Consider the following 14,535-nt stretch of genomic DNA (forward strand, 5'->3'; position numbering starts at 1 on the left):
CGTAGCTTGCTTCTTTGGAGGAGTACGCCGAACGTCTGACAACTGACCATTACAGTTTCGGCAGTTGCTTTAAGTCAGGGAACCCGCCCAACGCCCTGCCTCACAACTGACAACTGACTATTGACTATTGACTATCTTTCCATTGACAAATACGGTTTCGTCCTGATTCCTTAGCTTTATAAAGTGCCTTATCTGCCGCCGCAATCAAATCAGAAGGTGAAGATTCCCAGGTAGGGGTTATGGTGGCAACACCCATACTGAGAGTAATATGTTGACTCACATCAGATTTATCGTGGGTAATTTGCAAATCTCTGACACTGGTTTGTATGGCATGGGCAACATAAATCGCTCCTTTTGCATGAGTATATGGCATAATCACGGCAAACTCTTCGCCACCATAACGGGCAACTAAATCCTGATGTTTCTGAGCTTTGTAGCTTAAAACCGCACCTACTCTTTGTAAACAAATATCCCCAGCCGGATGTCCGTACTGGTCATTATAAAATTTAAAATAATCAATATCACACAAAATCAAAGACAAGGGAGCGTCTTTCTGCACCAAATTAATCCACTGCGTATTTAAATAATTATCAAAGCGACGGCGATTAGCTAATCCAGTCAAACCATCCACGTTGGCTAAGTGCTGTAAGGCCATATTCGCAGCTTCTAACTGTTTATACACTTGTGCTTGCTGTAGTAATCTTCGTAAGCGTTGACGCAACACAGCCCAGTGAATTGGCTTAGTAATATAGTCAGTTGCGCCGGCTTCAAAAGCACGATCTACAGATTCTGCATCATTTAAACTAGTGATCATAAGGATGGGCGTACGTTCCCACAATCTGGAGATCACGGTACTTCCTAAGCCAGAATCAGTATCTAAATTTGCCAACGCAGTAATTAGATTATTTCTAGCAATTTGCAGTAACTGTTTACAGCACGTGAAACCGTCCATTACAGGCATCATAGCATCTAGCAAGACTATATCGGGTTTAACAGCCTCATAAGCGTCTAGACACTGTTTACCATCTGTGACCTCTACTACTCGATAGCCTTCTTTTTCCATAGCTTCACGCAACAGCATTCGGATGGTCTTGTCATCATCAGCCACCAAAATTACGGGAGGTTTTTTAGAAAGAGAATATGGGCTTATGCCTGACATGAGATGCGTTCCGTAGAAAATCAGAGTTCTGAGGACTGAAAAACAGAGAAAAGCTTCACCTCCATAGTTAAACTACCTGTAGTCATAATTTCAGCAAAATCTTCGTGAGTGTATAGAAAACAGTTGGTAGCTATATACTTCTCGATAATTTGTAACCCAGAATCTGGAGTAATACTAGGTTGGGTATACATTTAATAGGCAGAACCAAGGTAGTTGTTTATTACATTGATTATTTACAGGCATGATAAGAAATATTACTGTTATAGTTCCCGTCTGATAAAGCGTAATTGCTCTATTCAGCAAAACTTTAAATGTGAACCTTAATTTTTCACTTCAGGAGTTCTTTTGTATATAAACTTAAAAAAATAAAACAATATATAAATCGCCAAATTACAAGGCAAAGATTTACCAAACCCAGGCCTGCTCTCAATTCAGTTGCAGCGATTGAAAACATCCTGTAAGCTTGACAATAATGGATATTCAAGAAAATTACTGAGATTGTATAAGTTTATTATCAAGCTATTAACATAATATTTTCTACTGTTATTAATTTGCTACTTAATTAAGTAAGATTCCCGTTGACAAGCTAATGTGAAAATATATTTTTAAATTTAAAGCGTCAGTAAATATGAAGTTAAAGTCAGGAAACTGACATTCATATTCGCTCAAGATATGTGGATTTGAAAGACCCATTACATATTACAAAAGTTATTTTTTCCTAAAAATGCAAATTTTTTTTACATATGCTTAGATGAATTACAGCATTGTAATAGATTTTTATAAAAATCTCATTTATCTTAGTAGAATCCATCAGCCTAACTTAGAACAGTCTGACAATGCCAGATCCATTAATGTATCAACAGGATAACTTTGTTGTCCTAGAAACCAACCAACCGGAACAGTTTCTCACCACAATAGAATTATTAGAAAAACTCAAGGGAGAATTACAAAAAATCAATTTTTTGGATTTACCCCTTGAGTTACAGAAATTAGATTCTTTGACAGCCCAAGCCCAACACTTGATCGATACCAGTTGTGAGTTAGATGTAGGCGCGGGAAAATATTTACAATGGTACGCAGTGCGGCTAGAAAAGTAAGTTTTTAATTATTGAGTTATTAGCGATTGCTTTGGGCTATTGCCTCTTGACTAAGAGTAATCAATGCTAATTCGATGTTATCTTCACCCACTTGAGTAATTTTTATCTCAACTCCTGGCCCAAAGTACTTGGTCATTTTTTCTTGCTTTTGTTGCCAATCACTGAATGGTATTTCAGGCGAATCAAATTCTAAAATTAGAGTATAAGCACCATTAGTATCTGTTTCCCGTAGACCTGTAACTATGGGTCTTTCTTCATCTGAAGGACTTAAACCCAAGTAAGACAGCGCTCCGTCTAAGTGAGCATTCTGACCGTAACAGTACCGAGTGATATCTTTACGGATTTTATTTTGGGTCACAGTCGCTTGCTGTTCGCGCAAAAGTAACACTGACGCTGTTGTCGTCTGGCTAAAAGATATAGGCTTGAGTTCGTTAGCCTTGAGTGCTAGTCCTCCTAGAAGTAAAGGAAACCCATAAAAGAATCCAACCAGGTTTAGTGTGGCATTATTTGCAGCATAGGCAACAAACCCGACGATAGTTAATATGCTGCCGATACTTAGACCAATTGTTCCCAAAGAGATTTGGCGTAACATGAGATAGTATAAATTCTTAACACTTTAGTTTTATTATCATCTGTTATGAGTGACAACATAGGGAAGAGTCCTAGCTCAAACCCAGAATTTTCTCTCTCATGCCAGCTACATGATGAGCCTTTTTTGGGTTAACTTTAGATTTGAAGCCGCTTTTAGGATACAAAAATAATGGATTTGCCAACTCTCAAAGAAAGAATTACAGCAGTTCAAAGTAAACGTGAGTATTTACTCAGCCTTCTAGAGCAACCGAATCTAGGCATTTTAAGAGTTGATGTTAATCAAGCGTTGGAAGAACTGGACGAATTGATAGAAGAATATAGACGCACTATTCCCGAAACGGGTAACAATTAAATTAAAGAAGCGTCGGTCTTAACGTCAAATAACGATTTTACCGACGCTTCTGAATGATAATATTTCCTCAAGTCCCCATTTTCGACTGTACCGATTTAGTTAAGCGGCGTAGCGAAAGTATTGATTACACTGTGTGTAGGTTGCTAGTTGTGAGTATTTTTGGATCTTGTTTCATACCCTATCTTAAGAGTGGCTTTTTTATGTGTCTTCTTGAAAAGTTGCTCCTCTTGGGTAGAACCCAAGACCGCACTTTTCGCTTTGCCACTGACTATTGACTACTGACCACTGACAAAAGTCCACCCATAAAGGGGTGGACTTTTTATTTGGAAATAGAACTATTCCCTCCACGTCTTCCCAGTTGTCTTACCAAAGCAATAAGTTCCTTGGTAGGCACATCTTTTTTACAAACATCATCAAAGTTAGAAGTTATCTTTGTGTCAGGAAGATTTGTATCCTCTACTGACGAATAAGCTAGTATTTGCGTGTCAGGGGAAATAGCTTTAATATGACCAGAAGCGCTCCAACCATCCATGACTGGCATTTGTAAATCTAGAACAATAACATCAGGATGACTGTCTCTTACCATTTCTATAGCTTCTTGACCATTACTGGCTAGACCGACAACTTGGATATTTTCCTGACTAGAAAAGGCTAATTGTAAGGTTAAACGAGTCAGTTCATGATCGTCAACCACTAAAACCTTTAAGGTAGAGGACTCACAAGAGAACATTAACATTCCCAAGAATAACTAAATACGATATTTTTCATAGTTTATGGGAACAAGTACCAATGATTACTCTATCCTATGGTTGAATAATTTGTGTGTAACCATAAAGATTAATTAGAGTAATTGTAAAAAATTAATGTTTACAGGGAAATTTGGTTGATTTAATTGTCTTTATATGCAGAACTTTTTGGTGAATCGATCAGATTTGTAGCAATTCCCGTTGAACGTAACGCCATACTCATGAGAGTCTTCTGTGAGTTAGTTTCTGGACAATCTTCTCCCGGAAGGCGCTGAATATAACTACCATCAGCTTGTAAATCCCAAGCTTGACGATTATCGGCTAGCAGAATCCCTAAGATTTCTTGCAAATCTTTAGCAATATCTGGGTCTTTTATAGGGGTAATTACTTCTACTCGCCGATCTAAGTTACGGCTCATCCAATCTGCACTACCAATAAAAATTTCTTCTTGCCCATTATTATGGAAGTAATAGATGCGGGAGTGTTCTAAAAAGCGACCGATAATGCTGATAATGCGAATATTTTCACTGATATCTTTAATCCCTGGACGCAAACAGCAAATCCCCCGAATAATTAAATCAATTTGTACGCCAGCACGGGAAGCTTCATACAAAGCTGCAATAATTTGTGGATCGACAAGAGAGTTCATTTTGGCAACAATACGACCGGAAAATCCATGCTGTACGTTGGTGATTTCCCGACGGATTAACTCCAGAAAGCGATCGCGCATATTGACAGGTGCAACTAGCAATTCACGATAAGACTTTTGCCGTGAATAACCAGTCAAGAAATTAAACAAATCTGTAATATCCGCGCCCAATTCTTCCCGACAACTAAACAATCCTAAATCTGTATATAGTCTTGCTGTTTTTGGGTTGTAATTGCCAGTTCCAATATGTACATAACGGCGCATCCGGTCTTTTTCTCGTCGCACTACCATAACAGTTTTGCAATGAGTTTTCAGGCCTACTAAGCCATAAACAACGTGAACACCAACTCTTTCTAATCGTCTTGCCCAATAAATATTATTTTCCTCATCAAATCGGGCTTTAAGTTCTACTAAAACTGATACCTGTTTACCATTTTCTGCCGCCGCGATTAAAGCATTAACGATGGGTGAATCGCCGGAAGTACGATACAAGGTCATTTTGATTGCTAAAACATTCGGGTCGTGGGCTGCATGGGTAATAAAGCGCACGACTGTAGCAGAAAAAGATTGATAGGGATGGTGTACAAACAAATCTTTTTCTCGAATGACTGAGAAAAAGTCCTTACCTTCCTCTAACTCCAAAACATCAGGGTTTAAGTTTGGTTCTCGCAACCGTTGTAGACGCATCGGTACTACAGATTGGCGTGGTGGATCTTTGAGTTCTGGCAGTGGTAAAGCCATAAAGGACATCAAATCACGCAGACCTAACAGACCATCTACTTCGTAAACATCCTGTTCTGTCAGGTCTAGGTCTTGCAGTAACCTGGTGCGGATGAGTTCTGGCGTTTGGGATTGAATTTCGATTCTGACGGGAGAACCACCCATGCGGCGTTTTCGCAGTTCTTGTTCTATTGCTAATAACAAGTCATCAGCTTCATCTTCTTCCAGAGTTAGGTCAGCATCGCGGGTAATGCGGAAGGGGTGATATTCTTGGATATTCATCCCTGGAAAGAGGGAATCCAGATTATGAGCGATCGCCTGTTCTAATGGTACACCTATCCAGTTAGCTGCTTGTCCGTCCTCTTGAAAAGCTAGCTCTGGCGGTAGGGGCAAAAATCGAGGGAGGACGCTGGGAACTTTGACTCTGGCAAAAAATTCTTCTTCTGTCTCTGGGTTCTTGACCACTACAGCCAAATTCAAGCTGAGATTAGAAATGTAGGGAAAGGGATGGCTGGGGTCAACGGCTAGAGGTGTCAGAACCGGGAAAATTTGATCTTCAAAATAGTTATCTAGATAACTGCGTTGTTTTTGAGTCAAGTTAATGTAATCCAAAATATGGATACCATGACTAGCTAACAACGGGCGAATTATTTGTTCAAAATGTTGATGCTGTTTTGTAACTTGGGGTATCAGGTTGAGCCGAATATCATTTAGCTGTTGTTGAGGTGTCCGTCCATCAGGAGTTAACTGGCTGACCTTTGCTTCTACCTGTTGTTTGAGAGCTGCCACCCGCACCATGAAAAACTCATCTAAGTTAGAACTAAAAATTGCCAAAAATTTGAGTCTTTCTAATAGTTTTGTGCGTGAGTCGCACGCTTCATGTAAAACTCGGTTATTGAATTCTAACCAGCTTAACTCTCGGTTAAGATAGTATTGAGGATCGTTTAAATTAATAGAATTAGAGCTTTTTTTTGATTTAGGCATGGCGATCGCAGATTAACCTAATGCAGCCCATTGAAGGGGAGAACAATTCATATCGTAGATGAAATGGGGCATCAAGGTGAAGTATCTGGCTAATAAATATAATTGCCACACTTAAATATTTAAAATTGGGCGTTGTTGCCGAAATAAAATTAAATTTTCCCAAAAAGTAAAGATTTTTATCTTTGCTTTTCTTTATTCATACATCAATTCAACAACACGCAAATTTAAGGATTAGGTAACTTTGGTGCTTCCTGTGCATCTTTAGTGGCTGCGGAAATGGGTAATTGCAGATTTTGGTCGTAGGCAAAATCGTTCTCAATAGTTATAGCTCGTTTGGGCAGGCTATTGCTACGATCGATGTTGCTTTGATTGGGAACCTGCAATGTGTATTGACCAGCAGGAAGACCATCTACACGATACAGACCAAATTCGTCGGTTGCGCCTGTTCCAACTTTTTTACCTTCAGCATTAACAAGTTCTACCGCTAAACCAGGTACGGGCAAACCTGCACTATCTGTAATGCGTCCAGCAATACCATATTCAACCCTCATGGGGAAACTCAACTTAGTTACCGCCGCACCCGCAACCTCTGCAATTGTGGTAGTTTTGAGGGGGGTAAGTTCTATAGGTAAGTCTTTGGGAATGACCTCAACTATGTAGACACCTTCCGGCAAATTACCGACAAAGAAGCTACCTTGAGCATCTGTTTTTGCACCACCGATAATCTTACCGTATTTGTCTGTAACTCGGACACTAGACTCCCCTAAATCAAAGCTTTCTTTACTTCCTTCGACAAAAATGCGTCCAGAAATAGCTCCCTTATCTTTACCAAAAGAGTTAAAGTTACCTGGGGAGATTCTACCATCAGAGAATGATAAATCGGATACTAAGGAAATTGTGAGGCGATCATCTCCCCATCCACCAAAATTACTTCTAGCCCTGGAAGGTATAGCTTGATATTCAACTCTAGCAAATAGACCCGGTATCAATTGGGTGCTAGCACCAACAATTGGCCCCACATCACCATCCCGATAAGCAAGCCCTAACCTCCAACTAAATCCTCTAATATTTCTGGGATAATAATTTACTGTAGCAAGGTAGCGAGCTGGTAGATTACCACCGAAATCATTACCTAAAGATAATTGGTAATTATTACTTAATTTATAACTAAAATCTGTAGCATAGTTATCACCAAAGCTACTAAATGATAACCGAGTTAAAACACTAGGTTGATAAGCCGAATAAAAGAGATATTGCCCTTCAGTATCAGGCCTGCCACTGAAATATAAACTATTGGAAGGACGGAAATAGAAAGTAGGTGCAATATACTCAGTTGAATTTGAATCAGCTTTGCGACTACGTGCTAAAACGCCCAACTTCAAATTACTATTAAAGCGATAACCGACTTCTAAGCTATGGTTATATCTTTCTGTTGAGCCATTATCACTTCTATAACCTTCGGGGAATAGTTGGGAGTTAGCATTGATATCTAACCCACCTAATTGAATATCTAAATCTGCATTATAGGCAAGCTTACTAAAAGACGTACCCACGCTACCCGATAAAATCACAGGATTGGCTATACGCCAAATTGCACCTACTTGAGTTTGGAAAGTATTCGGAATTGCTTGTAGTCCGGCTTCAACAGTAAAGTTATCTGACAGACCTTGCCTAAATTGATAAAAGCCTACAAAACTACCAGAATCAGAAGTATTATAATCGTCAAAAAAAGCATTTTGAGCTAAGTTACCACTAAAACCCAAACCTAATAACTGTACGTTACCACCTGGAGGTAATAGCAAATCTGAGGTGTTGAGTCTCACAGAGCGAATTTCAATAGGTACACTGAAATTGTTGCGATCGTAAACCAAAACTTCAATTAAATTATTTTGACCCGCAGGCAAATTCACATCAAAAAATTCGTATCTTCCATCAAATCCTACCTGCTGTTGGGCAATTATTCTACTACCAACTCGCAGTTGCACAAAACTGGCTGGAGGAACTTCACCACGAAATGTTTGTACAGAACGAGAACTTCTTGGTATTAAATGATTAGCACTATAACTTTGTCTATAGCGATCTGCTGGCAAATTAGTGTAACCAAATTGTGCGCCCGTTAAAATTTGCCCATTTAATAGGGGATGTACACTTATTTGTTGACGACCTAATTGATAAAGAAATCTCCCATTACGTTTATAGAAAAAATATTCAGATAAGTTAGGAGAGTTTTCAAAATTATTATTTAAACGTATACGCCAAGTCCCACCAGCGAGTCTCCCACCCAACAAACTATAACTCTGGAACCGAGTACCACCAGAATCATTAACAACATTAAGTTCCTGTCTAAAACTAGACAATCCACTTAGCGGTGCTTTAACTTCTGGTTCTAGATCAATTGCTGCGTTTCGCGCTTCTCTACTACCTGATAACCAAGGTAACCCAACAATCAAAGCTGCTTCTAAAGACCTCAATTCGATTGTGGTATTGAGTTTTTCTTGTAATAAAGAATCGCTAATATGGGTAATTCCCTGAATTATCTCTAGTTCACTAGACGCTAGTTTCACAGCACCTAGAGGTGTTTTGATTTCTGTAGTGTCATCAGTTGTTGTAACGGTTAAGCCTGTAAGTTGAGCAAAGTTTTCTAAAGGTACTAGTAAGGTATTTCCTCGACGTATAACATCTAAACTACCAACTTCTCTACGGTTAATAATTACCCCTAGTAATAAAGTTTCTATACCAGAACTAGAAGTTTCAGTAAAAGTAATTGTATCTGTTGTATTTGCTGGTGCTATGACACCATTATCTTTTTCCGGTTTACCCAAATTTTGTGGAGAAGATTCAGTTTTAGGAGCTTGTTTAATATTGTCAACGGTAGATATTCCTGGGATATTGGTGACATTATTGTTACTCGTATTACCAACGGATAGTTCGCTAACTATATGTTGAGTAATGAGTTTCTCACTAAAATGTTCTGTTGTAAAAAGCTGCGGTGAAACACCTGTAGAGAACTCATTGGGAAATGTTTCTAGTTCACTAGGAGTAGCGATCGCATACTTAAATGTATCAGCCGTTTGGCTATAATCATTATCTTGGGACGTAGGGAGAGAACTTATTAACGAATGTGGCGTGATTGGTGGGGGGGAAATTGGGGGGCGATCGTAAAACATAGTTAATTAAACACAAATGTTCCTATAAGCAGTCGAGAAATTTCTTGACTGCAAAGTAGTTGGGGAAGAAAGTCGTTAAATCAATTAAAAAATCGCAGTTGATGTACCAACAAATGCTATCTTGTGCGTCTGGGAATGATGTTACGACGAGACGAATCAGCAGGACTGGTTAATAGCTTTTGAGGAGTACTCGCTAAAACTGACACACTGAAAGGGATACCTTGATCAATTTTGATGCCATTCAATTCACCGTTAATGTCTAAAACATATTGACCAGGTGTTAGTTTTTGTGGTATTCGGAGAGGGATTTGACGACGAGTATCTGGTAATATGGGACTTCTAGGTAAGAAACCAGCACTCAAGACATTTTCTGGTAGTTTTGTAGTTTTCTTTTCTAAATTGGCAATTTGTTTAGTAGCATTAGCACCTGGATATTTAGCAGCCGGCCAAATCGCATATTGACCAGCCATCCGCACATAGCCATTACCTTGACTAGAAATATCAAAATTTGCTTGTACCGGGCCAGTTTTAGTATCTACAGTAATTTTATTGAGTGAAGCAACTCTCTTGATTTCACCAACATAACCATAGACAGCAACCCCAAAACGTCCAACAACTCTCACATCAGCTACACTTTTAGGACTTGCGTCCCTATCTTCAGAAGGAACTTCTTCTATAAATATAAAAGCTCGATGTTCTCCGGATTTAGGCTGTACACGGGGACGCACGGAAAATCTGACACTTTGAGCTTTTCCTGGGGGAATAGTAAACCTAACTGGGTTAACTACAATTGATGAAGACAGCGACTGTTCAGAAGTTGGTACGGCTTTAATATTATTTTTTTCGTCGAGTGTCCAATCTTGAGTATAAATTCTAAAAGTCGATGGTTTCTTCCCGTTATTTACTACTTGAAAAGATTGAGTACTAGACCTTCTTTGGTCAAGTTTTAACTCAAAGCGTGGAGGGCTAACACCAATAGAAATGGCTGAAGTAGAATTACAAGCTAAAGCAACTGCGCTCGCTGTTGCTAAGATACTCAGCCCAACATTTCTTAGTGTTTTAGTTAGCTTTATCTGCTTGTTCATCATTAATAATAAATAGATTAATTGTTTAAAATTCTGTAATTGTTAACTGCAAACTACCAGAATGAATACCGGATCTTGTTACTTGTGATAAGTCTAAAGTAAAAGTTGCTCCTCCTTGGACTATCACCCTATCCGGTGTTGCACCTTGTCCGATAACAATGGGTGCTAGAGGGTCAATATCTACTATAATTATGGAGCTTCCTTGTGTAAGTGAAAAATTACCAGAAGGGGTGTATTGTACCTGTAAACTATTAAGGTTATTACTATCTATTTGGAACTGCCAGAGATTATTAATTGTCTTGCTAATTTGTGTATTAACTAAGAACGGGTTAGATGTATTTAAGGAAGTTTCACCTATCACTCCATGACCACTTAAATTCACAGTGCGACCATCTGGCAAGATATCTTCTTGGCTAATTTCTAGTACTTCATTTTCAATGACAATACATCCGTCATTAGTACTTGTACAAGTTGGATTAGCAGATGCTATACCCGCAGTACAGATTTGATAGAGAGCCAGAACAATCGTTGTGATGCTGAGAAAATATTGGCGCTGCATCAAGTTCTTCATTCAGCAATTATTTAAATCAGAGAACTAAAAAATATGGCAATTGATTACGGACAGAGCAGAAGTAATCAAACTTTATAACTCATGGCTTAGATTCAGAGTCACTAAGTCTGAGTACGTGAATCGACAAGTGTCTTAGATGGACTGCGCTTGTTTATTTGTGCGGACTGTCAGCTCTATGGGTTAGGGCGTAGATACACATGAAGACTATTTACCTAACACAAAAATTTTGCTCTGAGCCGATATCAATTACCATTACCGACTCTATTCTGGGAAATTAAATGCAGATATCTTAGTTAGCTGTAGCTGTGACAGTAATAGTCCCGCCTGTGTGCAAACCAGATTCGGTGGTGGCAGAAAAGTCGAACACAAAGTTTACGTCTCCTTGGAGAGCGTTACCATAATCTAAACCAGGGGCAAGATCAGTAGAGGGAGCTAAAGTAGGTGTAAAGGAAACTGTACTGTTGCCGCTAGTTGAATCCAAGGGAACAGCAGTGCCACTATTGGCAATCCCATGTACGATATTACCAGTGCTAGTAATACCCCAAGTCTTGTACAGGGTAATAGGGTCAGTAATTGTTACAATGCCGCCAGCAACGGTGGCACTTGCACCACCGTTGAGGGGATTGTTAACTGTGCCTGCGGCATCAAAAGTGCCATTTACAGTCTGGATAACTCCATTAGTATAGCCAGGTGCTAAATCTGTAGGTTGTACATCATAGGTGAGAGTATCATAGGTTTCCAAAAAGATAATTTCTGGAACGTTGGCTTGGATGTCTACATCGGCGGTGGCTGCCTTAACAGGTGCGGAAAATAAATTGCTAACTAAAGCTACTGTACCCAATGTTAAAGATGCTAAAGAATATATCTTTTTCATGGTCGTGTAGGTATAACTTGTGTGGTTTTTTGCTACGCCTGAACAAGCGCAAAAACAATTTAGCCCGTTGTATATTTAAGCAACATCAGAAATTTTACTGAAAGTATTTAAATTTACTATATTTATCGTAAGTAGCATTACGCTTTCTTTTTATAATACCCAGTCTATTTACGGTTAAAACATCACGGGTTGAGATAGGAAATTTTTCGTCGTTAAATGTAGGACAGATACAAGTAATACCAATTCAAAATTCAAAATTCAAAATTAAGAATCAAGAGAGGACAAGCGTTTGGGGTTCTACATCTGTCACATTCTTTTTTCAAATTGGTATAAGTCGGTGAGAGAAATTCAATGAATAATCTAAAAAAAAGGGCTTTAGCCCTTACTACGAATTAGGTTACAAAAGTTCTATGTTGAGAAGCAAAATCTCCGACTTTGAGAAGTTGAGGTTATTAATCTTTCAATTCCCATAAATTTAGGTAAAGGCAGTAATATCACTGCTAGTAATATTACTGCTGACAACTCCATTCAAGATACCTATTAATTCACTTGTACTAGTGATTGTAATTAGAGTGTCGTTAATATTTGCACCCGTACCTTGAGTGATGGTTAATTGTCCAAAGGTCAAACTACCTGCTAAACCAATCAAGTCTTGACCGTCTACAAAGTCTTTGATTATATCTGTTCCACCCTTTGCTTGTAGAACAAATAGGTCATTACCACTACCACCAACTAAAATATCATTACCCAATCCACCGACAAGGATATCGTTACCATCTCCACCCCGGAGGATGTCATTACCACTTAAACCATAAATTGTGTCGTTACCACCTTGACCATTAATAACATCGTTAGAACCATTGAGACCGACGTAGTAGTTATCAAGGTCATTCAGGAAAGTGACAGCATTATTTTTAAAGTTAGTTCTGTCGGTTTGGGTAGCAGTGTAAACATCATAGACATCTTGAATAATGTTACCGTCTCCCTCAAATAGAATGTTGCCTATTTTCGGCTGACTGAGGAGCGGTTCCCGAAAGTTATTTAGGTTTTGCATCTGAAAATTCTGCAAAATGACTTTGGTATTAGCCATACCCTCGAAGGTAATTTCTAAGTCAGCACCATTTTGAGTGAGGAGCATATTTTGAGCAGTCATACCAGCGCCTTGAAATTTCAAGAGATCCATTTCTGCTCGGATACTGGAAGATGGATTAAATCTGGTACCTGCACCACCAAAATCAGTGATGGTATCTGTTCCATCTCCTGCATTGAGGATGAACTGATCATTACCACCGCCACCGATGAGAATGTCATCTCCCTTTAATCCTGTGATGATGTCGTTACCGGCTAAACCATCTATATAGTCTTCAAAGTCATCGCCTTGTAGAGTATCGTTGCCGTTTGTACCAAAAGTACCAAATGATAGAGAAAAGTCATCAATAGCTAGACCGTGATCGTTACCTGTATGGTTGATGTCGCTCCAACGTAGCCAGATTTCTTGCCCTGGTGCTAGATTCAGACCACTGATTTTACCGGATATGGAAGTACGGTTAGCGGCTGCATTACCATCTAGAGCCGTTGCAGCACCACCAGTTACAGGACTGGTAAAGTCAAGGTTATTAGCATCTATCCAAGTACCGCCATTGATACTAGTAGCACCGACTTGATACTGAAAATCTACTGTTTGAGCGCCTGCACCGCTATTACGCCATTGTTCACCTACATAGTTGACGTTCAGAAAGTCGAGGGTGATGTTTGTATTATTAACTAAGCGGATACCCCAGAAAACAGTTCCTGTACCGGCTGAACCAATGGAACCTAAAGCGCGATCGCTATTACTTGTAGCACCAAAACTGTATAAGTTGCCAGTACTAGTGCTGCCATTAGTTATAGAAATTTGGGTTCCAGAACCAGTACGAGCTGTGTACCATCCATTAATAGTGCTGTCATTAACCCAAGTGGCATTACCTGAAGTACGTAAGGTATTAAAGTTCTCAGTATAAACATTATTATTGAGGATGCTAGAAAGTTGAATTGCTGGCATAATAAAACCTGGGATATGGTTGTTTTCGGTTGGTCAATTTATTTACAGAAACTCTCGTTGATTGTGTATTTAAATTCATAGATAGATTAATTTACTGTAAGTATGCCTTCAATAAATTTTGAGTTATCAAAACTTCTTGAGGAAAATTCACAGCTATTATCTAAATATTGGAGCTAACAAGATTAACTTACCCATTAATAAGGGCTAAACTCATCCTTTAAATAATTAGTTGATAAAATTTGAATGAATAAACAGTAAAATGATAGAAAATAAAGTTAGATATAAATTTTAATTGGCAGTTCCGATGGTGAAGTATTACAAGTTATTGAATAATAAAAAATAGCCTAATTTGATATTTAGCTCATTTACTATATTCTTACCTACTAGTCTCTGTCTTCAGCGTATTTACTTAAGTGATAGTGAGGAAAAACCTAGTTTAAATATTATTTGCATCAGTTAATATTCGTTACTGCATTGCTTTAACAAGCATTTAGCACTT

At 38.7% G+C, this 14,535-nt stretch carries 11 protein-coding genes; 2 read left to right on the top strand and 9 right to left on the bottom strand.

Translation table 11 applies throughout. The features are described from left to right. Window positions 1-124: 124 nt before the first annotated feature. Window positions 125-1,159 (bottom strand): response regulator, encoded by a 1,035-nt coding sequence (locus tag H6G14_RS17235; protein ID WP_190568568.1) that lies wholly within the window; start codon window positions 1,157-1,159, stop codon window positions 125-127. An 836-nt stretch (window positions 1,160-1,995) separates the two neighbouring features. Here H6G14_RS17235 and H6G14_RS17240 point away from each other — a divergent pair. Then, window positions 1,996-2,256, top strand: a complete 261-nt coding sequence (locus H6G14_RS17240) for a CRR7 family NDH-1 assembly protein (RefSeq protein WP_190568569.1) — start codon at window positions 1,996-1,998, stop codon at window positions 2,254-2,256. Between the two features lie 19 nt (window positions 2,257-2,275). Here H6G14_RS17240 and H6G14_RS17245 read toward each other — a convergent pair whose 3' ends face one another. After that, window positions 2,276-2,848 carry a DUF2854 domain-containing protein gene (locus H6G14_RS17245; protein WP_190568570.1) on the bottom strand — a complete coding sequence of 191 codons (573 nt, stop codon included), beginning with the start codon at window positions 2,846-2,848 and terminating at the stop codon, window positions 2,276-2,278. A 168-nt stretch (window positions 2,849-3,016) separates the two neighbouring features. Here H6G14_RS17245 and H6G14_RS33640 point away from each other — a divergent pair, with 168 nt between their 5' ends. Continuing rightward, window positions 3,017-3,199, top strand: a complete 183-nt coding sequence (locus H6G14_RS33640) for a hypothetical protein (protein WP_010997744.1) — start codon at window positions 3,017-3,019, stop codon at window positions 3,197-3,199. A gap of 319 nt (window positions 3,200-3,518) precedes the next feature. Here the strand turns inward: H6G14_RS33640 and H6G14_RS17255 are convergent, their stop codons facing one another. The 7 genes from H6G14_RS17255 to H6G14_RS17285 form a co-directional block, all read right to left on the bottom strand. Beyond that, complete coding sequence (locus H6G14_RS17255; protein WP_190568571.1) at window positions 3,519-3,935, bottom strand: response regulator; 417 nt, start codon at window positions 3,933-3,935, stop codon at window positions 3,519-3,521. A gap of 152 nt (window positions 3,936-4,087) precedes the next feature. After that, window positions 4,088-6,298 carry a polyphosphate kinase 1 gene (gene ppk1 / locus H6G14_RS17260; RefSeq protein ID WP_190568572.1) on the bottom strand — a complete coding sequence of 737 codons (2,211 nt, stop codon included), beginning with the start codon at window positions 6,296-6,298 and terminating at the stop codon, window positions 4,088-4,090. Window positions 6,299-6,522: 224 nt separating this feature from the next. Then, complete coding sequence (locus H6G14_RS17265; protein ID WP_190568573.1) at window positions 6,523-9,465, bottom strand: carboxypeptidase-like regulatory domain-containing protein; 2,943 nt, start codon at window positions 9,463-9,465, stop codon at window positions 6,523-6,525. A 116-nt stretch (window positions 9,466-9,581) separates the two neighbouring features. Further along, window positions 9,582-10,553, bottom strand: coding sequence for a fimbrial biogenesis chaperone (locus tag H6G14_RS17270; protein WP_190568574.1), 972 nt, complete (start codon window positions 10,551-10,553; stop codon window positions 9,582-9,584). A 22-nt stretch (window positions 10,554-10,575) separates the two neighbouring features. Beyond that, entirely contained in the window at window positions 10,576-11,109 is a 534-nt protein-coding gene (locus H6G14_RS17275) for a hypothetical protein (protein ID WP_190568575.1), read from the bottom strand. Between the two features lie 301 nt (window positions 11,110-11,410). Further along, complete coding sequence (locus H6G14_RS17280; RefSeq protein ID WP_190568576.1) at window positions 11,411-11,995, bottom strand: hypothetical protein; 585 nt, start codon at window positions 11,993-11,995, stop codon at window positions 11,411-11,413. A 475-nt stretch (window positions 11,996-12,470) separates the two neighbouring features. Further along, a complete protein-coding gene (locus H6G14_RS17285; RefSeq protein ID WP_190568577.1) occupies window positions 12,471-14,036 on the bottom strand; it encodes a calcium-binding protein in 1,566 nt (521 codons plus the stop codon). Window positions 14,037-14,535 lie beyond the last annotated feature (499 nt).

Source organism: Nostoc parmelioides FACHB-3921, from assembly GCF_014696625.1.
Taxonomy (GTDB): Bacteria; Cyanobacteriota; Cyanobacteriia; order Cyanobacteriales; family Nostocaceae; genus Trichormus; species Trichormus parmelioides.